Origin of the sequence: Spirulina subsalsa CS-330, from assembly GCF_028330765.1 — a bacterium.
In the GTDB taxonomy this organism is placed as follows: Bacteria; Cyanobacteriota; Cyanobacteriia; order Cyanobacteriales; family Spirulinaceae; genus Spirulina; species Spirulina subsalsa_A.
Genome location: NZ_JAQMTY010000164.1, coordinates 1 through 22,020, shown reverse-complemented (window position 1 = coordinate 22,020; position 22,020 = coordinate 1). Strand labels below are relative to the sequence as shown.

Genomic DNA, 22,020 nt, shown 5'->3' with positions numbered 1-22,020 from the left:
CCTTAAAAAGGGGGGAACGCAAAAAAGTCCCCCTTTTTAAGGGGGATTTAGGGGGATCAAACGCAGACGAGGCCAACATTTGAACGTTATGTATAAGCAGTAGCCCCGTGGGAGAGGGGTTTGGGGTGAGGGTAAGGAGTGAACAAGCTGTCAACCCTGTCCCTGTCTGGGTGCGATCGGACACTAACCCACTTTCACTAAAATTTGATCGCCCTCTTCACGAGTCTCGTAGACCGGCAGCGGATCTTCAGCGGGGCCTTTCGCAACGGAGCCATCAAGATTAAATTCCGCATCATGGCAGGGACAAACCAATGTCCCAGACTCGGATTTAAAGGCAACGGTACAGCCTTTATGGGTACAGGTGGGGTTTAACGCCACAACCGCATCCGTGCTGGGATCACGCAGCATTAACACCGGAGTCGCTGCACTGGTTTCATCCAACACCGCTCCCTCGGCCAGTTGACCCACCGTAGCCAACGCCTGAAACCCATCGGCATCAACCGCTGCGGCCGTTTCATCGGTAGCGGTTTCCTTGGTGGCGGTTTCCTCCGCTGCGGTGGTTTCATCCGGTGCGGCTTCAGGCTCATCCGAGGTAGCCGTGTCATCCGGTGCAGCGGGGCTACAGGCGACCAGTGCCACCGGGAGGGAACTGGCGAGCATTCCCACGCTAATCCAACCCAAAAATTGACGACGTTCCATAGAGTTTTCCTAATCCTGCTAAGACCTTCCTAGTGTATCGAGATTGGGGTTGATCGTCCGTATCAATCCCGCAATTTCACGGTTGGACAGATCATCGGTGTGGATCAATCCGTAAACAAATGTTGCAACTCTTAGGGCAAGTCTGTTACATTAATTTACATAAGAGGTGAGCACTACAGCATTTATTCGACACTCGTTCGTCAATCTCTGCACATCATCTGTAACTCACATCTCCTCCCAATACAGCAAGCTCAATCTAGCAAGCCACTCCAACGGCTTGCTTTTTTCTTGACCCGACCGTTGGCCTGACTGCCGCCCTTGGTGGCCTGCACCCATGGTTTGATTACAGATCTTGATGATGGCTATTTTGGATTCGTATAGACGCGGCGTAAAGATAGATGTAAGTTTATGGGTAGGGTGAAGTGTTAATCTTAAAAGAAAGTTAAAATACCCTAATAGACCGTGGTGATGACCTCAAGCCCTCACCATGCCCTGTGATTATTGCCCTAACTTGATTTTAGTTTTAGCGCATCACATCGATTTTTTAAATGACCTTGTCCTGAATTGCACACTGAGGGGAAAGCACCGTGACTGCTCAAAACGCTAGCGCAAACCTTGCCAACAAAGATAATAAAGATGCACCCAAAACGGCTGAAGCACTAAAGAAGCCCGCAGACGTGTTGAAAGCCAAAGAAGGTAGCCTCCAGGTGTATCAATCCGGTGGCTTTCCATTGCCCCAAAACCGTCCTATTGAACCCAGCCATCTCAATGTTGTGAGTACCTACAATGCCATGGGAATTCGTCCGGTGATTGCCAGTGGCTTGAATATCAGCAGCAGCATGGTGTTGTCGGGCCAACGTCCGATCACGAAGAGTTCCTTGAACATCAGCGAGATCGTGATTTTGGGCAATCGGCCGGTGGCATCCAATGAAATTGAAGATATTAATACGTTGATTGGCTACCTCGATTAGGCTGCACTAGACGCGCCTGATGTGGCCCGATCGCACCCTCTAACGTCGTTTGCGATCGCCGTTTGATCCTTTCCCCCTAATCCATGAATCGCCAAGTTTGGATATTAGCCCTTGGCCGGCTCCTTTCGCAGATTGGAACCGGCTTCACGCTGTTTTACGCAGCGATTTTTTTTGTCAATGAAGTGGGACTATCGGCCACTGCGGTGGGGTTGGCCTTAGGGAGTCAGTCCCTGTCCGGTGTGTTTGGGCGGTTTTTTGGCGGAATGGGGGCAGACTCGCCGCGCTGGGGGCGGAAGCGGATCGTGTTGATTTCGGCGTTGGTATCCGCTGTGGCGGATGGGGCGTTGGCATTGGCTGATGATTTTCCGACGTTGGTGTTGGGTAACCTGTTGATGGGGTTGGGGGTGGGTCTCTATTGGCCCGCTGCGGAAGCAGCGGTGGCGGATCTGACCACGGGGGCACAACGGAACGAAGCCTTTGCCCTGACGCGGTTAGCGGATTTGGTGGGGCTGGGGATTGGGACGGTGCTGGCGGGGCAGTGGATTGCCTGGGCGGGCAACTATCGGATGCTGTTTGTGATCGATGGTCTGTCGTTTTTGGTGTTTATCGGGTTGGTGGGGGCGCTGGTTTCGGAAACGCGATCGCCCCACACCCCCGCCCCCAACCTCACACAGGGCTGGCTTTACGCCGTTCGTGATTCTACCTTGATGACCTACTGCGTGGTCAATATCCTCTTTACCGCCTACATCTCCCAAATCCAAAGCACCCTCCCCCTCTACCTCACCAATTTCCTCACATCGGGCGGCTTTTCCCCGGCGGTGCTCAGTGGTCTGGTAACGTTTCACCTCGTCCTTGCGATGATCTGCCAAATGCCGATCGCGCGATCGCTCAATGCCGTCAGTCGGTGGCGGGCCTTGATGATCTCAATGCTCCTCTGGGGGATGGGGTTTGTGGCCGTGTGGGGCGCGGGGGGGGTGGAGTCCGGGGCGATACGGCCCGCTCTCTTGGCCTTTAGCCTCTTTGCGGTGGCGATGGTCACCTATACCCCGGCGGCTTCTGCCCTCGTGGTGGAACTGGCTCCCCCGTCCCTGCGGGGTATTTATCTCTCGCTCAATTCCCAATGTTGGGCGATGGGGTATTTAGTGGGGCCAGCGGTGGGGGGCTGGGCGATGGATCAAGCCCGGCCGATTGTCCATGGATATTGGTTAATCGCGGCGCTGACGACGGTGGGCGGCTTGGGGATTTTAGTCCTGTTGGAGCGATGGACTCGCGGCCATCAGCGGGCAACGCGGGCTTTAGTGGAGCAGGCAATTCAAACCTGTATGGCGCGGGATGCATCGGGGTTTGCGGCCCTGTTTACCGACGCGGCCGAACTGGTGTTAAAGCATCAGGTCATCACGGGACGGGAGGCGATCGCTCAGATCACCGCTGACTACTTCACCACCTGCACCGCGATCAACATCACCCTGACTCACTTGCTCATTCAAAGCGATCGCGCTGAACTCGATTGGCATTGGTCGGATACCAAGGGCGATCGCAACAATCACATCACCCTTGATCTCCACAACGGCAAAATCCAACGCTGGCACGAGGCCGATCAACCGACTCCCGCGCCCGTCCCTAAGGCATGATCACAACGTTAATCAAGCTCATCGCGCCGGCTTCGGGATTGGACACCACAACCTGATTCGTCGCGGCAATAAATTCAATGCCTTCGGGTTCAAAGCCAGCCTCTGCATCGGCTCGGACAACCTCAGGATTGAGCATGACAGTGTCGAGCAGTTGAATATTGGCGGGGTCGGAAATGTCGTGGATCGTCATGGCATCCGATCGCTCAATGGCGACGAAGGCCAGGGTGCGATCGCCGATAACACCCACAGAAACCACCTCTGGCTCTGGCCCCTTGCTACTACAGCGTTGGGGTAATCCCAACCCAAGGATGCTGTCCTCAATCGAGTCACCGCTATCACCTAGAAACTCTCCCGTAGTGGCATCAAAAACACTAATGCTGCGGGCTCCATGGGGACTGAGGGGAATCCCTTGATCAGACTGGTGATTAACGCTGGTCAAATTATCTTCATCAGCGGTGACAAAGTAGCGTCCGTCGGGGGTGAGGGCAATCCCGTCCGGCTCACGGGCAGCGGTAAACTCTTGTCGGAGGGACAGGTCATAGCGGCTAGAGCGGCATTGTCCTGTGCCCACTTTGTCCACAATTAAGCCCAACCCGGTACGAATGCCCACGTTAAAGTTTTGCACTGAAAATGCGGCGGCGGTCAGCGGGCTAGGGAGGGGAGACGGCAGATCAATGCGAGCGACGGCGTTATTTTCTTGGAGCGTGGCCACCAGAAACGAGCTATCCGCTGCAATTTTAATCGTTTCGGGCTGCGGATCATGGGGGAAAAATGGCAGGTTATCCGGCGGAATGGGGATTTCCACCTGAGTCATCTGGTCTATGCCATTGCGTAAATCAATGATCGAAATCGTGCCAGGACGGTTCTCAAGATTAGTCAGGTCTTCTTCGTTTTCTTCATCTTCATTGGCCACGGCGGCAAATTGGCCGTTTGGCGCGATCGCCACGGAGTCCGGGCCGCGTCCGACCGTAACCTGTCCCATCGGTTCTAGGTCAGGTAGGGCAAGGGCCACCACTTTTCCAGGCATCTCATCAAACGTGTCAGTATTCGCGTCATCCGCATCTTTGACCCCCAGCAGGGCAAACGTACCGTCGGGGCTGATGGCAACGCCCGTGAGTTCGGCGGATGTTGAGCCTGCCGGTAAAAATTCTGCGGTCAATGTCCAAGTGCCTGCGACGCTGAGGGTCTCTGCGCCAATAACCACCAGGGTCGCGGTATCGTCACCGACCACGAGGGCATATTGACCATCGTTAGACACAGCCAACATTTCTGCTCCGGCGAGGTCGGTGAGGGTAAACACCACTTCTCCGCGAATATCCGTATTCTGTGCGATCGCCTCAGGCATTCCCATACTCAACGGGAGCAAGGCCAACGTAGAGAATAAAACGGATTGAACACCCATTTTTAGCTTGGACTGCGCACCCGTTTTCGAGCAACGCTTCACACCAAAATCATTCCAGTTCATAGCTTTTCCCGATCTGAGACAAGGTCACAGTCCTAACCCTACAATGCCGACAAACTGCTTGGGTTAACAAGAGAATAAGTGAACTTTAAGAGGGTGTTTAAAAAGTCGAATTTCGAGACAAAGCCCAAGCCTTACATCGCACTAACAAGGGGCTTTAAGCCCCTTGCCTCCCCGCCGTATCACTGAAAATTTAGAGCAAAATGACAGGTTTTAGACAGCCGCTAACGCTTAGATTTTGCTGCCTGGTCGTGGCGCGATCAATGCGCTCAATCTTGAGTCTGCTGGTCTTGCTGATATTGGGCAAACAATGCCGGATAAATCACCAGAAAAAACACCATCCAAGTCACCATTGGCACTGCCACCAACCCCGTCACCCAGACCCGATGGAACAGGAACCAACTGCCGCCAATACTGCCAAATCCTGTTAGCAAAATTGACCAGGGTTGACACCACCAGGGCTTGAGTTGCCACACCGTGACGGGGGCAGATGGGGATTTTAATTCAGAGGGTTGGGTCATCGCGTTTAATCACGTTGAGGTTAATAGGCTTCAATCCGTTGCACCCACAGGCTAAAGTTGCCGGGGACAAAGTGCGGGTTTAGGGCTTGGTCGTATTCAAATTTACTCAGCATCAGTTGACAGGCGATGATGTGGCGGGTGTTGAGGGGCGGCGCGTCGCTGAGGGTTTTGGCGCGAAAGACGGCTTTAAATTGGTCGAAGGGGAGTTCTACCGTGAGCCAGTCATGGGCGGCGGTGTCGAAGGAGGCGGCGTAGGCGATGCCGTCCCAACTGGATTGATCGCGCAGGAAAAATTTATAGCGTTGGCCGTCGCCTTTGATGCGTAACTGGATGCTGCGGTGGGCGCTGAGGTCAAGGGGTGGGCTGAAGTCTTGCGATCGCACCGACACAAACCCCCCCGATCGCTCCGTGGAGGTATAACCCGTAAACAAGGCCCCATCGCTCTGTTTTTCGATGCGGCTGGCACTCATGCCCCCCATCACGCCATCATCAATGCTGCGCCAGAGGCGATGCAGTTCTGGCAGGGAGAGGGTTTGAAAGTCAAATAAAATCATCCGAGATTGTGAAAATGAGCGACAGGTTAAGAAGCGTTCCGGCATGATCTGGATCGCGCTGGGCAGCCCCTAATCAAAGGGTAGGATAATTTCAAACTCGGTGCGATCGCCCGGTGTGGAGGTGAACAAAAACTCGCCGCCATGCTTCGCGGTAATAATTTGATAACTGAGGGATAAACTGGTTTCTTTTTCCGTCCGGCGTTGAACTGTAAAGGATTCCCGTAGTTTTTCCTGTTCATCGACGCTCATCCCTGGCCCATTGTCGGCAATCCGAATCGACACCCAGCGGCCCGATCGCTTTATTTCGGGGCGATCGCGTTGGGATTGAATCGCCGTCAGAATCTCGATCGTGGGGGGATCGGTGGGGGAGTCCATGCCATCGGGTTGGGGCGATCGCATCTGATTCGTCACCGCCGGTTCGAGCAGCGAATCCACCGCCGTGATCAAAATATTCATCAACACCTGAGTCAAATGCCCCACGTAGCAAGTGATCGGCGGCAATTGGCAATAGGACTTACGGATCACAATTTCGCTAGAAAGGCGACTTTTCAACAGCAGCAAAATCCCATCTAACACGGTGTGCAAATCCGCCGGTTTGGGATAAATCTCGTCCACATGGCAAAAATTCTGCAAACTCATCGCCAAGTCCCGCAACCGCTTCGCTCCGGTGGTCACACTCTCGACGGCGCGGGGAAAATCCGCTTGCAGATAGTCCAATTCCAGGTCTTCAATCAACGCTTGCAGGGGAGCAGGTGGATCGGGAATGTGGGCTTTGTAGGCGGCAACCAGTTCGAGAATCGTTTGGCTATAGCGGTCGATGTGGGTGAGGTTGCCCCAGATGAACCCGACCGGATCAAGGATTTCATGGGCAATGCCATCGACGAGACGACCCAAGCTCGCCATCCGTTCGCTCTGGATCATCTGGGCTTGGGTGCGTTCGTAGCGGACTTGGGTTTCAATGCCCCGCAGTTGCCAGGCCGTGAGGCTGAGTTGCCCAAAGTCCAAAACGCGATAGTCTGCCGGGGCGACACAGACGATCACCGGCTCGCTGGCGAATTGGGGCGATCGCTTCAAGGCCCGTTGCAGGGCGGTCAAAATCGGGGTTTTGACCGCGAGAACGAGCAGATCGCTGTGGTTGTAGCGAAAAAAGACCCGCAGCGGATTGTCAAGGAAGAGATCTAACCCCTGGGGGAGCAGGAGATATTCCAAAAACTGCCGCCGGGAAATCATGCCAATAAAGCTCTGATTCTCGGTGAGGATCACCCCCGGCAGACGGGGATCGCTATCAAAAACATCCGCCAGTTCGACCCCTAGACGACTGTTTTCAAACGACAGGTCATAGAGTTGCAGACTACTCAGATCGGATTCGAGGTGGATATCATTGAAAAACATCAGAGATTGACGGGGAAATAACCGCTAAAACCCTGCTGGTTAGACACAATCAGAAGGTGGTGGAAATTGCGAGGACGGGACAGGCGGGAATACATTGCTCGCACAGGACGCAGCGCGATCGCGTGAATTGTAACTGAAAGGTTTGATGGTGCAAACTGAGGGCTTCCGTGGGACAGACCCCGGTACAAAGACCGCAATCCACACAAATCGTCTCGTCAATCACAATTTCACGACTCGTGACGGATACGATAATGTCGTGCGATCGCATCCAATCAATCGAAGCATCAATCTCATCAATATCACCCAACAACTCCACCACCAATTTACCCACCTGGTTAGGAGCCACTTGGGCCCGGATGATATTGGCCGCCACATTAAATTCTTTCGCCAGTCGATACGTGACCGGCATATGGACGGTGCGGCGGGGAAAGGTCAAGGTCACTCGTTTTTTCATTCCTACCCCTTCACTATGATCATGAACACCCCTGTCCTGTACAAGTTACAGTATGAGAAAACCGGAACAGTTCTGAATCGAAACGGGTATGACAGAGAATCTCACGACACCGAACCGCGTTCGTAACATTTTAATTGCTGCTGTGGCGATCCTCCTCAGTGCGGCTCTCTTCTTTTCGCTCCAACAGGAAACCAGTACCGGCAACCTCGATCAACAGGCCGAACAGGCAACCCCCCTCACGGTGGCGCTCACCAATGGCAAGCCAACGCTGATCGAGTTTTACGCCAATTGGTGTACCAGTTGTCAAGCCATGGCCGGAGACCTGGCGACGGTGAAGGCGGAATACAGCGATCGCATCAACTTCGTCATGCTCAACGTCGATAATTCCAAATGGCTCCCGGAACTGCTGCAATACGACGTAGACGGGATTCCTCAGTTTGTCTATCTTGACGCAACGGGAAAGGCGATCGCCCAAACCATCGGCGAACAACCCCTCAGCATTCTAGAAGCCGACATGAACGCCCTCGCCCAAGCCCAACCCCTCCCCTACGCCAACACCACCGGCCGCACCTCCCGCGTTGATCCCAACCTCACCGCCACACCTCCCCCCGCCGGGAGTGATCCCCGCAGCCACGGGGCCCAAGCCGCCCCCACGAGCTAACCCGCCGCCCGCCTCGATCCAGCACAGACCGTCAAGCCCACCAAACCCCACTGTTGTCAGACCGAGAGTGCGTCTCCTATGATGGAGACCAGAAGTATCTGTCGTTGGCAGGTGCTTCACCCCTGTCAAGATTTGCAATATCTTTGCAGAAGTGGGTCTGGCCCGCTTTTTTTATTGGTGATTTTCTCATGGCTCATCCCCTGATCCCCCAACTTTTAGAATTAGCCGCTCCCATTGCTGAGCAACTCGGCCTAGAAGTCGTCGGCGCAGTGTTTCAAACGAGTAAAAGCCCCCCGGTGCTCCGGATCGATATCCGCAGCCTCACCGGGGATACCGGCTTAAACGACTGTGAACAGATGAGTCGCTTGTTTGAAGCTCAACTCGATGCAACAGACCTGATTCCGGGGGCCTACGTCCTAGAACTGTCGAGTCCGGGGGTATCGCGCCAACTGACAACGGATCGAGAATTTACAGCGTTTCAGGGGTTTGCCGTGGTTGTGAAAACCTACGCCCCCTACGACGGAAAAAAGCAATGGCCCGGCCGTCTCCAACGTCGAGATTCGGAGCATCTCTATCTCAGTCAAAAAGGTAAAACGATCGCCATTCCTCGGCAAGCGATCGCCACCGTCCAACTCGATGACCACGCCGATGCGATCTAATTGGAGCCTAAAATTCCCCTATGTCCTTAGTTAATTTACCCGGTCTACGTCAGATGATCACTGAGATCAGTAATCAGCATCGTCTGCCTGAAGATTCCGTCAAAGAAGCCCTCCGTGAAGCCCTCCTCAAAGGTTACGAGCGCTATCGCCGCTCCCAATTGATGGACAAAAAAACCGCCCAATTTGGCGAAGACTACTTTGAAAACTTTGAAGTAGAACTCGATGTGGATGAAGAAGGCTTTCGGGTGCTTTCTACCAAAATTATTGTCGAAGACCTGGAAGATACCGACCACCATATCTCCCTCCAAGAAGTCCAAGAAGTCACCTCGGAAGCGCAGATTGGTGATTCTGTGGTCTTAGATGTCACCCCCGACAAACAAGACTTTGGGCGCATGGCCGCCATTCAAACCAAACAAGTTCTGCTCCAAAAACTGCGGGATCAGCAGCGCAAATTGATCCAAGATGAATTTAAAGACATTGAAGATCAAGTCATCCCGGCCAAGGTGCTGCGCTTTGAACGGCAATCGGTGATTATGGCCGTCAACAGTGAAGCGGGAGAAGTGGAGGCCGAACTGCCCAAGCGGGAACAACTCCCTAACGATACCTACCGGGTCAATGCCACTTTTAAGGTCTACCTGAAGAAAGTGCGTGAGGGGGTGCATCGTGGCCCGCAGTTGATTGTGTCGCGGGCGGCGGCGGGCCTCGTGGTGGAACTGTTTGCCACGGAAGTCCCGGAAATTGAAGAAGAAATTGTGCGGATTGTGGCGGTGGCGCGGGAAGCGAATCCCCCCTCACGCTATGTGGGGCCGCGCACGAAAATTTCCGTGGATACTCTGGAACGGGATGTGGACCCGGTGGGGGCTTGTATCGGGGCGCGGGGATCGCGGATTCAAGCGGTGGTGAATGAGTTGCGGGGGGAAAAAATCGACGCGATTCGCTGGTCGCCTGATCCGGCTACTTATATCGCCAATGCCCTCAGCCCGGCTAAAGTTGATGAAGTCTTGCTCGTGGATGCGGAAGAGCGGCAGGCGTTGGTGTTGGTGCCGGAAAATCAGCTGAGTTTAGCGATCGGGAAAGAGGGGCAAAATGTCCGTTTAGCCGCTCGCCTGACGGGGTGGAAAATTGACATCAAGGATACGGCTCGCTATCGTGCGGAGTTTGAGCATCGGGCCGGTGCTGGGGTGGGTGTTGGCGAAGAGGAATAGGGGCGCGATCGCGTCGTCTGTCGGTCGCGGTGAGGGTCTCTACCCACGGATTGGTTGAGTTCAGAGTTGAGGAGGAAAACGTTCTGCATCAAAATTATCGACGGTGTTTAGCCTGCCGCACCTGCGGGCCGAAAGTAATTTTTTGGCGAATTGTCCGCCTCCATCCCACTCGGACGGTACAATTAGACGAAGGGATGGGGCGTTCTGCGTACCTCTGTCCGACGGCGGATTGCTTGCAAGGTGCTCAAAAAAAGAATCGCTTGGGGCGATCGCTTAAAACCAATATTCCCGACGCTATCTATGATGCGCTTTGGGAGCGACTGAATCAGTCGTCCTCATTGGCGGACTGTCCGACTGTCAAGAATCCACAGAACTGACTAGGATAGAACTTAAGACTTTCATTGCACTGTAGGAATGCAGACAGTGAGACCAGACAAACCTCCAACCCGAACCACAGCAGACCATTCAATCACCAAACACCAGCACAATACTCACCTTTTTTGAAAACACACACGGGGCATAGTGGATGAACAACGGAAAAACGAGAATTTACGAACTATCGAAAGAGTTAAATTTGGAAAACAAAGACATCATCACCATTTGTGAAACTCTGAAGATTGCGGTCAAAAGCCACAGCAGCACGATCACCGAAGAAGAGGTGACTCAGATTCGGTCGGCAGCCCAGAGCTATCAACCCAACCCTCACGACCAAGGGGCGATCGCAACCCCAGCCGTCAAAAAAGCTGAACGCGGCCCCCGCAAACCACAAATTCGGGGCATTGTCCGTCATAAATCTGAGTCTGGCACCCTCAACAAACCCAAGACTCCCCCCGAAGCCACCCCAGATGACTCCGAAGCCGGGAGTGACGCTCGACTCATTTCGCCACCCAGCCGTCCCAGCAAACCGGCCAGTGGCAAAACCGCGCCCTCTCCCCGACGACCCGATAGAGGCGACAAAGGCGACAGTCCTAGCCCCTCCGGCGGCAAACCCAAAAACCCCGCCCCACCTCCGGAACGTCCAGCAGAACGCACGTCCAGTCGGGACAACGCCCCCAGTAACGATGACGACAGTTCCCTCGAACTGCTCTCACCCCCGGCGCGGCCCAGGAAGCAAAAAGCAGCGCGAACCACAGGCAATGAACTCCCAAGCGCCAGTTCTCCCGCCAAACCGGTCAAACCCAAATTACCCCAACGGGATCGGCGCAGTTCCCCGGCTACCTCAGAAACAGCCCCCGCTGCTGCCGCCCCTCGTCCGAAAAAACCCGACGTGGTGCAACTGGTTAAGCCCAAGGCGAAGCCGGAGTCCGTCGATCTAGACGATCAGGATGATGACACCATCACCCCCGACGATGCACCGCAGAAAACGCTCCTCGCGCCGCCCGAACGCCCCCAACCCAAACCCAAGCGGCCTAGCACCCGCAAAGGCAAAGATTGGGACGAAGAGGACGATGATGCCGATAAAGCCAAACTCGGTAAGGCCGCGAAGACCAAAACCGGCACCAAAGGTAAGCGGAAACCCCTCCTGATCGAGGATGACGATGAGGAATTTGATCTCGATCAACAGGGTGAAGACGATACCTCAACGGCGGTGAGTATCTCCATTGCCCGGCCACCGAAGCCCAACCAGTCCAAATCCAACACGCCGCAAATTATGCCCAAGGGGCGTAAACCCAGCCGGCCCACCAAGGATCGTTCTGAATCCAACAATCGCAATGCTGCCCGCGAGCAACAGAAAGCGGCGGCGAAGCCGCCGGAAGTGGTCACCCTGACCGGCAGCATGAGTATGCGGGAACTGTCTGAACTGATCAAGATTCCGGAGACGGAAATCATTCGGGATCTCTTTACGAAAGGGATTGCGATTAACATCACCCAAACCCTGGATCTAGAAACCTCCACCAAGGTGATCCAAGAGTTGGGGATTGAAGTGGAAACCCCTGAGGCGAAATCGGCAGCCACCAAGAGTGAAATGCTCGATCTCGATGATCTCGAAAACCTGCAAACTCGTCCTCCGGTGGTGACGATCATGGGTCACGTTGACCATGGGAAAACGACACTCCTTGACTCGATCCGCAAAACAAAAGTGGCCCAAGGTGAGGCCGGTGGCATCACCCAGCATATTGGTGCGTATCACGTTGATGTGGAGCACAATGGCAAGGTGCAGCAGGTGGTCTTCCTCGATACACCGGGTCACGAAGCCTTTACGGCGATGCGGGCCCGGGGCACAAAAGTCACCGATATCGCGATTTTGGTGGTGGCGGCCGATGATGGCGTGCAACCCCAAACCCGTGAGGCGATTAGCCATGCGAAGGCGGCGGGTGTGCCGTTGATCGTGGCGATTAACAAGGTGGATAAGCCGGATTCAGAACCCGATCGCATTAAACAGGAACTGACCGAACAGGGGTTAGTGCCGGAAGAATGGGGCGGTGAAACGATTATGGTTCCCGTCAGCGCGATCAAGGGGGATAACCTCGATACCTTGCTGGAGATGATCCTGCTGGTGTCGGAAATGGAAGAACTGTCGGCGAATCCGGATCGACCGGCTCGCGGTACGGTGATCGAAGCGCACCTCGATAAGTCGCGGGGGCCGGTGGCGACGCTGCTGATTCAGAATGGGACGCTGCGCGTTGGCGATAGTGTGGTGGCAGGGGCAACCCTGGGTAAAATCCGCGCTATGGTGGACGATCGCGGCGATCGCGTTGACTCTGCCACGCCATCCTTTGCCGTGGAAGTCCTGGGGATGAACGATGTTCCGTCCGCTGGGGATGAGTTCAGCATCTTCGCCAGTGAAAAAGAAGCGCGGGCGGTGGCCGATGAACGGGCCGCCGAACGACGCGAAAATCGTCTCCAGCAGGCGATGTCCCGCCGCGTCACCTTGAGCAGCTTGTCCGCTCAGGCCCAAGAGGGTGAGTTGAAAGAACTCAACCTGATTCTCAAAGCGGATGTCCAAGGGTCGGTGGAGGCGATCGCGGCCTCCCTTGAAAAACTGCCCCAAGGTGAAGTCCAAATCCGGATACTCTTAGCGGCTCCGGGTGAGATTAGCGAAACGGATGTGGATCTCGCGGCGGCCTCTGGCGCGGTGATCATCGGGTTTAATACTGACCTGGCATCGGGCGCGGCCAGTGCTGCGGATCGCGAAGGGGTGGATATTCGTGAATACACGATTATCTACAACCTCTTGGATGATGTGCAAGCGGCGATGGAAGGTCTCCTCGAACCGGAAGAAGTGGAAGAACACCTCGGTACGGTGGAAGTCCGTGCGGTCTTCCCGGTGGGTAAAGGATCAGTGGCGGGGTGCTATGTGCTCTCCGGTAAGGTGATTCGGAACCGTCGGATGCGGGTGATGCGGGGTGACCAAGTCATCCACGATGGCATCATGGATTCGCTGAAACGGATCAAAGAGGATGTGCGTGAGGTGAATGCAGGTTACGAATGCGGGATCGGCTCGGATAAGTTTAACGACTGGCAAGAGGGCGATCGCATCGAAGCGTACCAAATGATCATGAAACGCCGTACCCTCTCCATGGTCTAATGCCCATTGCGATCGCCCTTTTGTCCGGGGCGATCGCTCACTTTTTAGATTGCACCATGACTTCTTTTCGTTCCGACCCGTACCTGTGGCTCCACCTCGCGGGCCTTGCGGCTGTGCCCCTCTGGCTCTTTGTCGCTTGGTTAGGCATTGCCGCCGGCTACCCCATCGCCCCGACGCTGCTCGAAATCATTCTGCTCGTCAGCGTGGGTATCGTGCCGATTCTCGTGATGCAGTGGAAACGCCCCTTTTCCCCCTTCGGCTTGCTGTTGTTCTCCCTGCAACCGAGCCAACTCAGCCTGGCGCAGCGCAAAATGTTGCAGCGACTCCAGAGCAATCGCACCCATTTTTTGACCGGGTTGGGCGTGATTCCCATGATCTGGATCATCGGTCAACTCTATACCCTGGCTCCCTTGGCCCAAGGGGCGACCCCGATTCCTAACCATGTTGTAGGGTTGGGCGTTGCAGCGATCGCCCTCCTCGCCGCTAATCTGTTCTGGCAAGTGCCCCTCAGTGTGGTGGGGGTCTTACTCACTCGCCCGTCCCAATTTGACGCGACCGAACCCTATCCCGTCGCCGCAATTTCTGCCGCCTTCACCAGCCCAGGCTTTCCCGTCCAAAAAATCTTACCGGTTGCCTCGTCGGCCCAGATTGCCGCCCCTCCTACCCCAGGATCAACAGCACCAGAGCCTGAGGCATCAGAGACGGATGCGATCGCTATCCCAACCCCTGACGATCCGCCAGACCCGTCAGAAACACCCTTAGCATCCGTCGAGACCGCCGTTGAAGCCTCGGCATTCGTTGAGCCAGCCGCCGCCGTTGCGGAGCCAGCAGAAGATGAATCCACAACGGATGAAATGACAGAATAAGACGGGAGCACCGGACGGTGATCCTGCTCCGTTTTGTGTTCCTTGCATCATAATGAAGCTCTAGACTACAGTATGGTTGATGAGAAAGTGTAAACCTTTGTAACCTTCGGAGGTGCAAATGTCGAGTTCTACGGTTCCATCTGCCGCCTGGGCTAGTGACCAAGATGTCTGGCCTAGCCTCAAACAAGCGATCGCCAACAGTTCAGGTTTTGGCCGGTGGCAAAGCTTAAAACAAGCCAGCGATACCCCCCTCTCGGATAATTTGGACGAGCAAGTCCGTCGCTATTTGCGGGAAACCTTAGCGACCTTAGCCTACTAGTTGATTCATCCGCCTTGATCGGGATCGGGATCGGGATTTGGTGTGAGGATCGACCCCGATATATCAACAACCCAGCATCCTGATTGAGTCCTACACATCATGGTAAAAATCATTCACCGTCGCGCCCTACCCCCTCAGTCGGTTTACGACATTGGTGTAGAGCGCGACCATAATTTTTTGCTCCCATCGGGGTGGGTCGCCTCCAACTGCTTCAATAAATCCCACTCCACCGCCTACGCCTACGTCACCTATCAAACGGCGTACCTGAAAGCCAACTACCCGATCGAGTACATGGCGGCGTTGCTGACGAGCAACAGCGGCAACAAAGATAAGGTGGAAAGCTACATCAACACCTGTAAGCGGATGGGGATTAACGTCGAGCCGCCGGATATTAACCGCTCCGATGTGGACTTTACCCCCTGTGAAGCGTCGATTCTGTTTGGATTTTCCGCTGTGCCGAGCTTGGGGGATGGAGCGATCGAGAATATTCTCAATGCCCGGTTGGCAGCGGGGGGCGCGTTCCAATCCTTCGCGGACTTTTGTAGTCGGATTGACTCGCGGACGGTGAACCGTCGCACCATTGAAACCCTGATTAAATGTGGCGCATTCCAAGGGTTGAATGATAATCGCAATCAGTTGATCGAAGCGATCGATACGATGCTGGCCTGGGCGCAACAGCAGGCGAAGGATCGCGATAGTGGTCAGATGAGTCTGTTTGGCAGTTTAGACGCGACGACGGCGGCCAGTAATGGCTTTAATGCCGCGCCGACGCTGCCCAATGTGCCTGATTTCCCGTCGGCGGAAAAACTGAAGCTTGAAAAAGAATTACTGGGGTTCTACGTGTCTGAACATCCTCTCGATGCACTGCGTCCGGCGTTAACGGTGATGGCTCCGATTAACCTGGTAGATTTGGGGAATTATGGCAAACGTCACCGCCTCAGCACGATCGCAGTGGTGAATACAATCCGGGTGATCAACACGAAAAAGGGCGATCGCATGGCCTTCCTTGGCCTTGAAGATCAATCCGGGGAAGCCGAAGGGGTGATTTTCCCCCGCACCTTTGAAACCCTAGAACCGTTGCTCCAAGAGGATGTCCCCTTTATCCTCTGGGGCAAGGCGGATCGGCGCGATGACAAAGTGGCGCAACTGTTGATCGACGATGCCGAACCCGTCGAAGTGGCCCAAATGATCCTCGTGGAATTGACCCCCCAACAAGCCACCGATCCCAACGCCCAAACCACCCTGCGCAGTATTCTCAATTCCCATAGCGGCGAACAGCAAAAACAACATGCCAAAGTCCCCGTGATTGCGGCGATTGGCGATGGGAGCGATCGCAAATTTGTCCGTCTCCCGCAACAACTCTGGGCCCAGAACTATAACAGCGTCGTCGCCGACCTCCAAAAGAACCACTACAGCGCCCAAGCTCAACCCCTGATGCCGCACCGCTCACCCTAACTGGCTGAAATCTATGACGTTACATCAGATTAAAGACCTTGCCCAAACCCTAGCCCCGCGCCTGATTGAAATCCGCCGCCACCTCCACGCCCACCCGGAACTCAGCGGCCAAGAATATCAAACCGCAGCCTATGTGGCGGGGGTGTTGTCCTCGTCGGGCTTGCAAGTGGAAGAAGCCGTGGGTAAAACCGGCGTGGTGGGTCACTTAACCGGCCAGAATAGCGACTCGCGGGTGTTGGCGATTCGGACGGATATGGATGCCCTGCCGATCACCGAGCGGACAAAGCTTGAGTTTGCCTCGCGCCATCCGGGGGTGATGCATGCCTGTGGCCATGATGTGCATACGACGGTGGGCCTAGGGGCGGCGATGGTGTTGGCCCAACTCCAGGACAAGTTACCGGGGACGGTGCGGTTTTTGTTTCAACCGGCGGAGGAAATCGCCCAGGGTGCAGGCTGGATGGTGCGGGATGGGGCGATGCGGGATGTGACCCATATTCTGGGGATGCATGTGTTTCCGTCGATTCCGGCGCGATCGCTCGGTGTCCGGTACGGAGCGTTAACCGCCGCCGCCGATGATCTGGAAATTTTTATCCAAGGGGAATCGGGCCATGGTGCTCGCCCCCACGAGGCTAAGGATGCGATCTGGATTGCTGCTCAGGTGATCACCACCCTCCAGCAGGCCATTAGTCGCACCCAAAACCCGCTGCGCCCGATTGTGCTCACCATCGGCCAAATTAGCGGCGGTCGCGCCCCCAATGTGATCGCCGATCAGGTACGGATGGCGGGAACGGTGCGATCGCTTCACCCCGAAACCCATGCCGACCTGCCCCAATGGATCGAGCATCTTGTCACGAGCATCTGTACCCAATACGGGGCTACGGGCGAGGTCAACTATCGGCGCGGTGTCCCCTCGGTGCAAAATGATCCCGCCATGACCCAATTACTCGAACAGACCGCTGTGGAACTGTGGGGGCGCGATCGCGTTCAACTCCTGCCTGACCCCTCCCTCGGCGCGGAAGATTTTGCCCTCTACCTCGAACACGCCCCCGGTAGTATGTTCCGCCTCGGAGTCGGTCGCCCCGACCAGGTGAACCCGCCCCTGCATCACCCAGAATTCTGTGTGGATGAAGATGCGATCGTGACGGGAGTGGTCACCTTCGCCGCCGCCGCGTGGAACTATTGGCAATTTTGCGGTTAGTCCACTTCCCGACATCTAGCAACCCTATTTGATTCATGAACAGGCAAGGGGCTTAAGCCCCTTGTGGATGAGGAGATAAGATCTCCGATTGATTTAGGATCGCTATATCACCACCCGCCCCAATTCAATCGATGGGATGGCCCAAACCTATGCTTAAATTAAAAAATCCCAACGCGGGAGTTGGGACATAAGTTCGGTAATGAGATGAGCAGAGCACTGGTTCAGATTGCACGTCGATCCAGTGCTCTCTCTTCATTCATGCAAAAATCGAGTAGATTGCTCGCGAGGGGAGAACCTACATTAAGCCCCAGAAGTGAAGCAAGCCTTCACCGCTGGCGAGTTCGATGATCAAGGCGGTGACAAAACCAATCATGGCAAGACGGCCATTCCAGTTTTCTGCACCTTCGGTAAATCCAAACTTGAAGTTGTTGCGATCTTGGCTTTCCATAGTATGACCTCTTTGGATAAAAACTCAAGTGCTTTTTTTGTAAAGCATCTGTAATTAAATTTAACGAAAATTATCGGAAGCTGCAACAATGCTTCACCTTTAAGTTATGAATCAGTGATATATCCTATTCGCTCATGACCCTCACCCCAAACCCCTCTCCCACGGGGCGAGGGGCTTCTGATCTGTTCATGATGATTGCTGAACAAGCGGCTAACCACCGGATCACGTCGGGGTCTTTATGCTCTGGGTGGTGTCTCGGCTTTCCTGTGGAGTTTGCGATCGCCCCTCCATGCGATCGCCCAATTGCCGCGCCGCTGCTTGTAATGCCCCCGTGGATAAATCCGTGAGGGTGATCCGGTGGGCCTGGGGGGGGAAATGTCGCGCCATCGAGGTTACATAGGATGGGTCGTAATGGGTGATGAGGAGATCGGCAATCAGGGCGGGCCATTGAGCCGCATCAATCCACTGATTCCACTGGGTAATTTTGTCGCGTCCGTAGCGGCGTTTGAGGCGAGCGAGTTGGGTTTTGAGGAAGTCCGGCTGTTGGGTGAGGTGGGGATAGGTGGCGAGGAGAAAGTCTACCCTGGCGGTGAGGGGGGCGTAGAGTTCGATGCAAGTGCCCTGCTGCATCTGATGCCAGAGGGCAGGCGGTAGGTAGACCGTGCCGATCTTGTGGCTTTCGGCTTCCACCCAAACCGGTTGAGCGGGGTCGAAGTGGCTGAGGGTGTGATGGAGAATGCTGTCAAAGCGTTTTTGGCTGGGCTGGGGGTGGTGGGGTTCGCGGCCGAGGAGAGAGCCGTGATGGTGGGCGATCGCTTCTAAATCCAGCACTTGCGCTTGGGGATCACTCTGGGCAAGGTGGTGCAGCAGTTTCGTTTTGCCGCAGCCGGTGAGGCCGCAGAGAATGCGGAACTGGAACCGGGTCGGCAGGGTGGTTAACTGGTCTCGCACATGGGCGCGATAGGTTTTATAACCACCCTCAATCAGGGTGACTGACCAGCCAATTTGCTGCAAAACGAGGCCGAAACTGTGCGATCGCATTCCCCCCCGCCAACAGTAGATCAAGGGGTGATAGTCCGCCGGTTTTGTCGCGAAATGATCGTGCAGATGGGTCGCAATATTCGCCGCCACATAGGCCGCCCCCCGTTTCCGCGCTTCAAACCCCGACACCTGTTGATGGAGCGTCCCCACTTCTGCCCGCTGCGCATCGGTCAAGACGGGTAAATTAATCGCTCCCGGTAGATGGTCGTCGGCATATTCAGACGGCGATCGCCCATCGATCACCTCACTATAGGATTCACACCACGGCATCGCCGTCCAACGGAGCGGAGCAGGCATCACTGATATTGATCCATAAACGCTATTTCCATGACGGGCTTACCCCTAAGTTGTCCAGTCTTCTACCTTAAGAGTATCAACACGATTGAACTCGCGAGTGTTGTTAGTCACTAAAATGAGATCTAAACTGATCGCATGAGCCGCGATCAGCATATCCATTGCGCCGATGACCTGGCCTCTCAATTCTAAATCAGTTCGTAAATTTCCATAAATTGTGGCGGCTTTTTGATCGAATTCAAGGATTTCGAGAGGGATTAAAAATTGCTCTAAAGCAGATTGATTTTGAGCTTTCTTTTGGCTTTTGGTTATTCCATACTGAAGTTCTGCTACTGAAATTGAGGAAATGCCAATGTCTTCAATTGAGCACGCTTCAAGGTGGGCAAAAACGGTTTTAGGTTTTTGTTTAATTAGATAAATACAAATATTAGTATCGAGCAGATATTTCATGCTAAAACGATTCCCGCTGTTCTAAGGCGGGTTGTTCCCGGCTCGCCATAAAATCATCAGAAAATTGATCGAGGCTTTCAAATAAGGATCGCCACGGATCGCAACAGGAAATCAACACCAGATTATTACCCATTTTTTTGACATAGACTTCCGAACCGTCCAGGTGAACATCACTAGGCAAGATGATAATTTGATGGGTTCCATCGGTACTCAGTTGAGCGGTTTGCATCGGTTGCGTGGATTTTTGCTCTCATTCTAGCGAATTGGGGGGTTATGCTTCATCGGCGCGATCGCCGAGGTAGAGTTTGACGAAGGGTTTGGCGGCGGCGGGGTTGAAGGTCTTGGGGGCTGCGACGATTTGGGCGGCGGTCGTGGGTGACGCAAACGCGGGGGGCGTGTGTTATGAAGGGTTTGGTAAAGTGATGACAGTACAGTGAGGGGGGCGAGTGTTGGGGTTTCGTTCCGTTATTCTATTGCTGCTTCAGGTCAAACGTTGATGCTCATTCTCTCATCACGGCTAGGAGATCACGATGTTGCCAACGGTTTCAAAATTACTCAATATTGATGAATTTATCGCTCAATATGGGGATCAACCTCAGTATGAGTGGATTGATGGGGAGATTGTCGAGATGGAGCCTACGGGTTTACATGAGCAGGTGATTGATTTTCTAGCGCGAAAATTGCACGTTGAAATTGATCGGTTAGATTTGCCTTATACGATTCCGCATCGGTGTTTAATTCGGATTGATGATCAAACGGTGTTTCGTCCGGATTTGGTGGTTCTCGATCGCGCCCGTCTGGTTCATGAACCGTTGTGGCAATATCAACCGATTCTGACCTCTAATGTTGCGATCGCGTTAATTGCGGAAGTGGTGAGCACCCATTGGCAAAATGATTATGCGCGGAAGTTTGAGGATTATGCGCTGTTGGGTGTGCCGGAATATTGGATTGTGGATTATTTGGGCTTGGGGGGCCGGGAATACATTGGCAAACCGAAGCAGCCAACGATAACTTGCTGCCAACTGAATGATGATTTTTACGAGAAACAATTGTTTCGTCACGATGAGGCTTTGGTTTCGGCAATTTTCCCTGAGTTGCGTCTGAATTGTGGTGCGGTCTTTGGGTCGGGTCAATTGTGAGGGGCAATTCCCTGATGCAGTCCATTTTCATCGCGCTCAATCATCCCATAAATTTCTCGATTGGCCATGCTGTTTCTCGTTGAGTGGGGCAAGGATTGCTGATTATTTTAGGCTGGTTTCACGCTTCATCTACCAAGTCGCCGAGGTACAGTTTCACGAAGGTTTTGGCGGCGGCGGGGTTGAGGGTCTTGAGGGCTTGGACAATCTGCACGACGGTTTCGGAGTTGGGGTCACGGCTACCATTCACCCACCGATAAACGTTCGTGCGTTCAATACCCAGTGTCTTCGCGAGGCGATACTGAGTGATCTCGTACTGTTCGAGAACGTTTTTGAGTGCGTTGCTAGCTCTGCCCATAGCCGTTAATGGTGTCAAATTTTGGGATAGAGTGGGAGTAGAGCAGGGGTACAGTCAAGCCATGACCATCAAAGATTTAGCATTTTACTGTAAGAAATTTGCCAAGCTGCGCGTAGACCGAGCGCGAGGAATTGCCCCCCATAAGCCTATTCTGTTACTTGCTGTTGCGGAACTTATCGAGCGCGGCGAAATCACCCAAAACCGCATTTATCCCAGCCCCGGACTCATTGCGACATTTTTAAAATATTGGAGTTATCTAGGCTCAGAGAATCATCATTCTCAACTGTATTTACCGTTTTATCATCTCAAAGGTGATAAGTTTTGGCATCTTTGCACCAAACCCGGTTTAGAGTCTGTGTTATCCAGCTTTAAACCAAAAAGCCTTCGAGCATTAAAAGAGGTCGTAATCTATGCGTACATGGATGATGAACTTTTTTTATTAATGCGCGATCAAACCTCTCGCCACACGCTAATTAATACACTGATTGATACTTGGTTTTCTGACAAGTCGGATCAGTTGCCCAAACTGTTTAAAGTGGATGCGTTTCAAACATGGCAAAACCGACTTAAGGAAAGCGGTAGTGGTAAATATGTAGTGAAATGCGATCTTTCGAGATCAAGATAATAAAAATAAACAATTTATACTAATTATGGCTTGATTGCTACCTCATTGGCTTTGATGATCAACTATAATATTCATCAATTCATGTCTTAATT

At 53.9% G+C, this 22,020-nt stretch carries 25 protein-coding genes; 14 read left to right on the top strand and 11 right to left on the bottom strand.

The window, feature by feature from the left end; translation table 11 throughout:
* Positions 1-183 precede the first annotated feature (183 nt).
* The gene (locus tag PN477_RS11125) at positions 184-699 is read right to left on the bottom strand and encodes a QcrA and Rieske domain-containing protein (protein ID WP_272116686.1); all 516 of its coding nucleotides are present in this window, start codon (positions 697-699) and stop codon (positions 184-186) included.
* Positions 700-1,286: 587 nt separating this feature from the next.
* Here PN477_RS11125 and PN477_RS11120 point away from each other — a divergent pair.
* Positions 1,287-1,670, top strand: coding sequence for a hypothetical protein (locus PN477_RS11120; RefSeq protein ID WP_272116683.1), 384 nt, complete (start codon positions 1,287-1,289; stop codon positions 1,668-1,670).
* 83 nt (positions 1,671-1,753) lie between these two features.
* Positions 1,754-3,301 (top strand): MFS transporter, encoded by a 1,548-nt coding sequence (locus PN477_RS11115; protein ID WP_272116681.1) that lies wholly within the window; start codon positions 1,754-1,756, stop codon positions 3,299-3,301.
* On the opposite strand, the gene PN477_RS11110 is transcribed toward PN477_RS11115, so the two are convergent.
* The 5 genes from PN477_RS11110 to PN477_RS11090 form a co-directional block, all read right to left on the bottom strand.
* The gene (locus PN477_RS11110; RefSeq protein ID WP_272116679.1) at positions 3,291-4,766 is read right to left on the bottom strand and encodes a choice-of-anchor I domain-containing protein; all 1,476 of its coding nucleotides are present in this window, start codon (positions 4,764-4,766) and stop codon (positions 3,291-3,293) included. The genes PN477_RS11115 and PN477_RS11110 overlap by 11 nt on opposite strands.
* A gap of 266 nt (positions 4,767-5,032) precedes the next feature.
* The gene (locus PN477_RS11105) at positions 5,033-5,284 is read right to left on the bottom strand and encodes a DUF6737 family protein (RefSeq protein ID WP_272116678.1); all 252 of its coding nucleotides are present in this window, start codon (positions 5,282-5,284) and stop codon (positions 5,033-5,035) included.
* A 20-nt stretch (positions 5,285-5,304) separates the two neighbouring features.
* Complete coding sequence (locus PN477_RS11100) at positions 5,305-5,838, bottom strand: CIA30 family protein (protein ID WP_272116676.1); 534 nt, start codon at positions 5,836-5,838, stop codon at positions 5,305-5,307.
* A gap of 69 nt (positions 5,839-5,907) precedes the next feature.
* Positions 5,908-7,230 carry a sensor histidine kinase gene (locus PN477_RS11095; protein ID WP_272116674.1) on the bottom strand — a complete coding sequence of 441 codons (1,323 nt, stop codon included), beginning with the start codon at positions 7,228-7,230 and terminating at the stop codon, positions 5,908-5,910.
* Positions 7,231-7,279: 49 nt separating this feature from the next.
* The gene (locus PN477_RS11090) at positions 7,280-7,684 is read right to left on the bottom strand and encodes an NIL domain-containing protein (RefSeq protein WP_272116672.1); all 405 of its coding nucleotides are present in this window, start codon (positions 7,682-7,684) and stop codon (positions 7,280-7,282) included.
* Between the two features lie 88 nt (positions 7,685-7,772).
* Between PN477_RS11090 and PN477_RS11085 the strand changes: the two genes are divergently transcribed.
* The 9 genes from PN477_RS11085 (at position 7,773) to PN477_RS11045 (ending at position 17,576) form a co-directional block, all read left to right on the top strand.
* On the top strand, positions 7,773-8,345 hold the full coding sequence (locus tag PN477_RS11085; protein ID WP_272116670.1) for a thioredoxin family protein: 573 nt from the start codon (positions 7,773-7,775) through the stop codon (positions 8,343-8,345).
* Between the two features lie 188 nt (positions 8,346-8,533).
* A complete protein-coding gene (gene rimP, locus PN477_RS11080) occupies positions 8,534-9,004 on the top strand; it encodes a ribosome maturation factor RimP (RefSeq protein ID WP_272116667.1) in 471 nt (156 codons plus the stop codon).
* 20 nt (positions 9,005-9,024) lie between these two features.
* The gene (nusA, locus tag PN477_RS11075; RefSeq protein WP_272116665.1) at positions 9,025-10,209 is read left to right on the top strand and encodes a transcription termination factor NusA; all 1,185 of its coding nucleotides are present in this window, start codon (positions 9,025-9,027) and stop codon (positions 10,207-10,209) included.
* Between the two features lie 50 nt (positions 10,210-10,259).
* Entirely contained in the window at positions 10,260-10,586 is a 327-nt protein-coding gene (locus PN477_RS11070) for a YlxR family protein (RefSeq protein ID WP_272116663.1), read from the top strand.
* 149 nt (positions 10,587-10,735) lie between these two features.
* Positions 10,736-13,738, top strand: a complete 3,003-nt coding sequence (gene infB, locus PN477_RS11065) for a translation initiation factor IF-2 (protein WP_272116660.1) — start codon at positions 10,736-10,738, stop codon at positions 13,736-13,738.
* Positions 13,738-14,604 (top strand): low-complexity tail membrane protein, encoded by an 867-nt coding sequence (locus tag PN477_RS11060; RefSeq protein ID WP_272116658.1) that lies wholly within the window; start codon positions 13,738-13,740, stop codon positions 14,602-14,604. The genes infB and PN477_RS11060 overlap by 1 nt, the downstream gene beginning before the upstream one ends.
* Before the next feature lie 118 nt (positions 14,605-14,722).
* Positions 14,723-14,923 (top strand): hypothetical protein, encoded by a 201-nt coding sequence (locus PN477_RS11055; protein WP_072620815.1) that lies wholly within the window; start codon positions 14,723-14,725, stop codon positions 14,921-14,923.
* A gap of 99 nt (positions 14,924-15,022) precedes the next feature.
* Entirely contained in the window at positions 15,023-16,378 is a 1,356-nt protein-coding gene (locus tag PN477_RS11050; protein WP_272116654.1) for a helix-hairpin-helix domain-containing protein, read from the top strand.
* 13 nt (positions 16,379-16,391) lie between these two features.
* Complete coding sequence (locus PN477_RS11045) at positions 16,392-17,576, top strand: M20 family metallopeptidase (protein ID WP_272116651.1); 1,185 nt, start codon at positions 16,392-16,394, stop codon at positions 17,574-17,576.
* A gap of 295 nt (positions 17,577-17,871) precedes the next feature.
* Here the strand turns inward: PN477_RS11045 and PN477_RS11040 are convergent, their stop codons facing one another.
* The 4 genes from PN477_RS11040 to PN477_RS11025 form a co-directional block, all read right to left on the bottom strand.
* A complete protein-coding gene (locus tag PN477_RS11040; RefSeq protein ID WP_272116649.1) occupies positions 17,872-18,024 on the bottom strand; it encodes a chlorophyll A-B binding protein in 153 nt (50 codons plus the stop codon).
* A 222-nt stretch (positions 18,025-18,246) separates the two neighbouring features.
* Complete coding sequence (gene mnmH, locus PN477_RS11035; protein WP_272116647.1) at positions 18,247-19,362, bottom strand: tRNA 2-selenouridine(34) synthase MnmH; 1,116 nt, start codon at positions 19,360-19,362, stop codon at positions 18,247-18,249.
* A gap of 45 nt (positions 19,363-19,407) precedes the next feature.
* Positions 19,408-19,809: a type II toxin-antitoxin system tRNA(fMet)-specific endonuclease VapC gene (gene vapC, locus PN477_RS11030; RefSeq protein ID WP_272116645.1), complete on the bottom strand. Its 402-nt coding sequence runs from the start codon at positions 19,807-19,809 to the stop codon at positions 19,408-19,410.
* Between the two features lies 1 nt (position 19,810).
* Entirely contained in the window at positions 19,811-20,038 is a 228-nt protein-coding gene (locus tag PN477_RS11025; RefSeq protein WP_272116642.1) for an antitoxin, read from the bottom strand.
* A gap of 76 nt (positions 20,039-20,114) precedes the next feature.
* Here PN477_RS11025 and PN477_RS11020 point away from each other — a divergent pair, with 76 nt between their 5' ends.
* Complete coding sequence (locus PN477_RS11020; RefSeq protein ID WP_272116639.1) at positions 20,115-20,246, top strand: hypothetical protein; 132 nt, start codon at positions 20,115-20,117, stop codon at positions 20,244-20,246.
* 93 nt (positions 20,247-20,339) lie between these two features.
* Positions 20,340-20,948: a Uma2 family endonuclease gene (locus PN477_RS11015; RefSeq protein WP_272116637.1), complete on the top strand. Its 609-nt coding sequence runs from the start codon at positions 20,340-20,342 to the stop codon at positions 20,946-20,948.
* Between the two features lie 118 nt (positions 20,949-21,066).
* Here the strand turns inward: PN477_RS11015 and PN477_RS11010 are convergent, their stop codons facing one another.
* Positions 21,067-21,303 carry a helix-turn-helix transcriptional regulator gene (locus PN477_RS11010; RefSeq protein ID WP_272116635.1) on the bottom strand — a complete coding sequence of 79 codons (237 nt, stop codon included), beginning with the start codon at positions 21,301-21,303 and terminating at the stop codon, positions 21,067-21,069.
* A 61-nt stretch (positions 21,304-21,364) separates the two neighbouring features.
* On the opposite strand from PN477_RS11010, the gene PN477_RS11005 reads away from it, so the two are divergent.
* Positions 21,365-21,928, top strand: coding sequence for a hypothetical protein (locus tag PN477_RS11005; RefSeq protein ID WP_272116633.1), 564 nt, complete (start codon positions 21,365-21,367; stop codon positions 21,926-21,928).
* Positions 21,929-22,020 lie beyond the last annotated feature (92 nt).

Bases quoted from the DNA above. Each gene is read 5' to 3' on its own strand.
- PN477_RS11125 (WP_272116686.1), bottom strand. From the start codon at position 699: ATGGAACGTCGTCAATTTTTGGGTTGGATTAGCGTGGGAATGCTCGCC.
- PN477_RS11115 (WP_272116681.1), top strand. From the start codon at position 1,754: ATGAATCGCCAAGTTTGGATATTAGCCCTTGGCCGGCTCCTTTCGCAG.
- PN477_RS11110 (WP_272116679.1), bottom strand. From the start codon at position 4,766: ATGAACTGGAATGATTTTGGTGTGAAGCGTTGCTCGAAAACGGGTGCG.
- PN477_RS11105 (WP_272116678.1), bottom strand. From the start codon at position 5,284: ATGACCCAACCCTCTGAATTAAAATCCCCATCTGCCCCCGTCACGGTG.
- PN477_RS11100 (WP_272116676.1), bottom strand. From the start codon at position 5,838: ATGATTTTATTTGACTTTCAAACCCTCTCCCTGCCAGAACTGCATCGC.
- PN477_RS11095 (WP_272116674.1), bottom strand. From the start codon at position 7,230: ATGTTTTTCAATGATATCCACCTCGAATCCGATCTGAGTAGTCTGCAA.
- PN477_RS11090 (WP_272116672.1), bottom strand. From the start codon at position 7,684: ATGAAAAAACGAGTGACCTTGACCTTTCCCCGCCGCACCGTCCATATG.
- PN477_RS11085 (WP_272116670.1), top strand. From the start codon at position 7,773: ATGACAGAGAATCTCACGACACCGAACCGCGTTCGTAACATTTTAATT.
- rimP (WP_272116667.1), top strand. From the start codon at position 8,534: ATGGCTCATCCCCTGATCCCCCAACTTTTAGAATTAGCCGCTCCCATT.
- nusA (WP_272116665.1), top strand. From the start codon at position 9,025: ATGTCCTTAGTTAATTTACCCGGTCTACGTCAGATGATCACTGAGATC.
- infB (WP_272116660.1), top strand. From the start codon at position 10,736: ATGAACAACGGAAAAACGAGAATTTACGAACTATCGAAAGAGTTAAAT.
- PN477_RS11060 (WP_272116658.1), top strand. From the start codon at position 13,738: ATGCCCATTGCGATCGCCCTTTTGTCCGGGGCGATCGCTCACTTTTTA.
- PN477_RS11055 (WP_072620815.1), top strand. From the start codon at position 14,723: ATGTCGAGTTCTACGGTTCCATCTGCCGCCTGGGCTAGTGACCAAGAT.
- PN477_RS11050 (WP_272116654.1), top strand. From the start codon at position 15,023: ATGGTAAAAATCATTCACCGTCGCGCCCTACCCCCTCAGTCGGTTTAC.
- PN477_RS11045 (WP_272116651.1), top strand. From the start codon at position 16,392: ATGACGTTACATCAGATTAAAGACCTTGCCCAAACCCTAGCCCCGCGC.
- PN477_RS11040 (WP_272116649.1), bottom strand. From the start codon at position 18,024: ATGGAAAGCCAAGATCGCAACAACTTCAAGTTTGGATTTACCGAAGGT.
- mnmH (WP_272116647.1), bottom strand. From the start codon at position 19,362: ATGCCTGCTCCGCTCCGTTGGACGGCGATGCCGTGGTGTGAATCCTAT.
- vapC (WP_272116645.1), bottom strand. From the start codon at position 19,809: ATGAAATATCTGCTCGATACTAATATTTGTATTTATCTAATTAAACAA.
- PN477_RS11025 (WP_272116642.1), bottom strand. From the start codon at position 20,038: ATGCAAACCGCTCAACTGAGTACCGATGGAACCCATCAAATTATCATC.
- PN477_RS11015 (WP_272116637.1), top strand. From the start codon at position 20,340: ATGTTGCCAACGGTTTCAAAATTACTCAATATTGATGAATTTATCGCT.
- PN477_RS11010 (WP_272116635.1), bottom strand. From the start codon at position 21,303: ATGGGCAGAGCTAGCAACGCACTCAAAAACGTTCTCGAACAGTACGAG.
- PN477_RS11005 (WP_272116633.1), top strand. From the start codon at position 21,365: ATGACCATCAAAGATTTAGCATTTTACTGTAAGAAATTTGCCAAGCTG.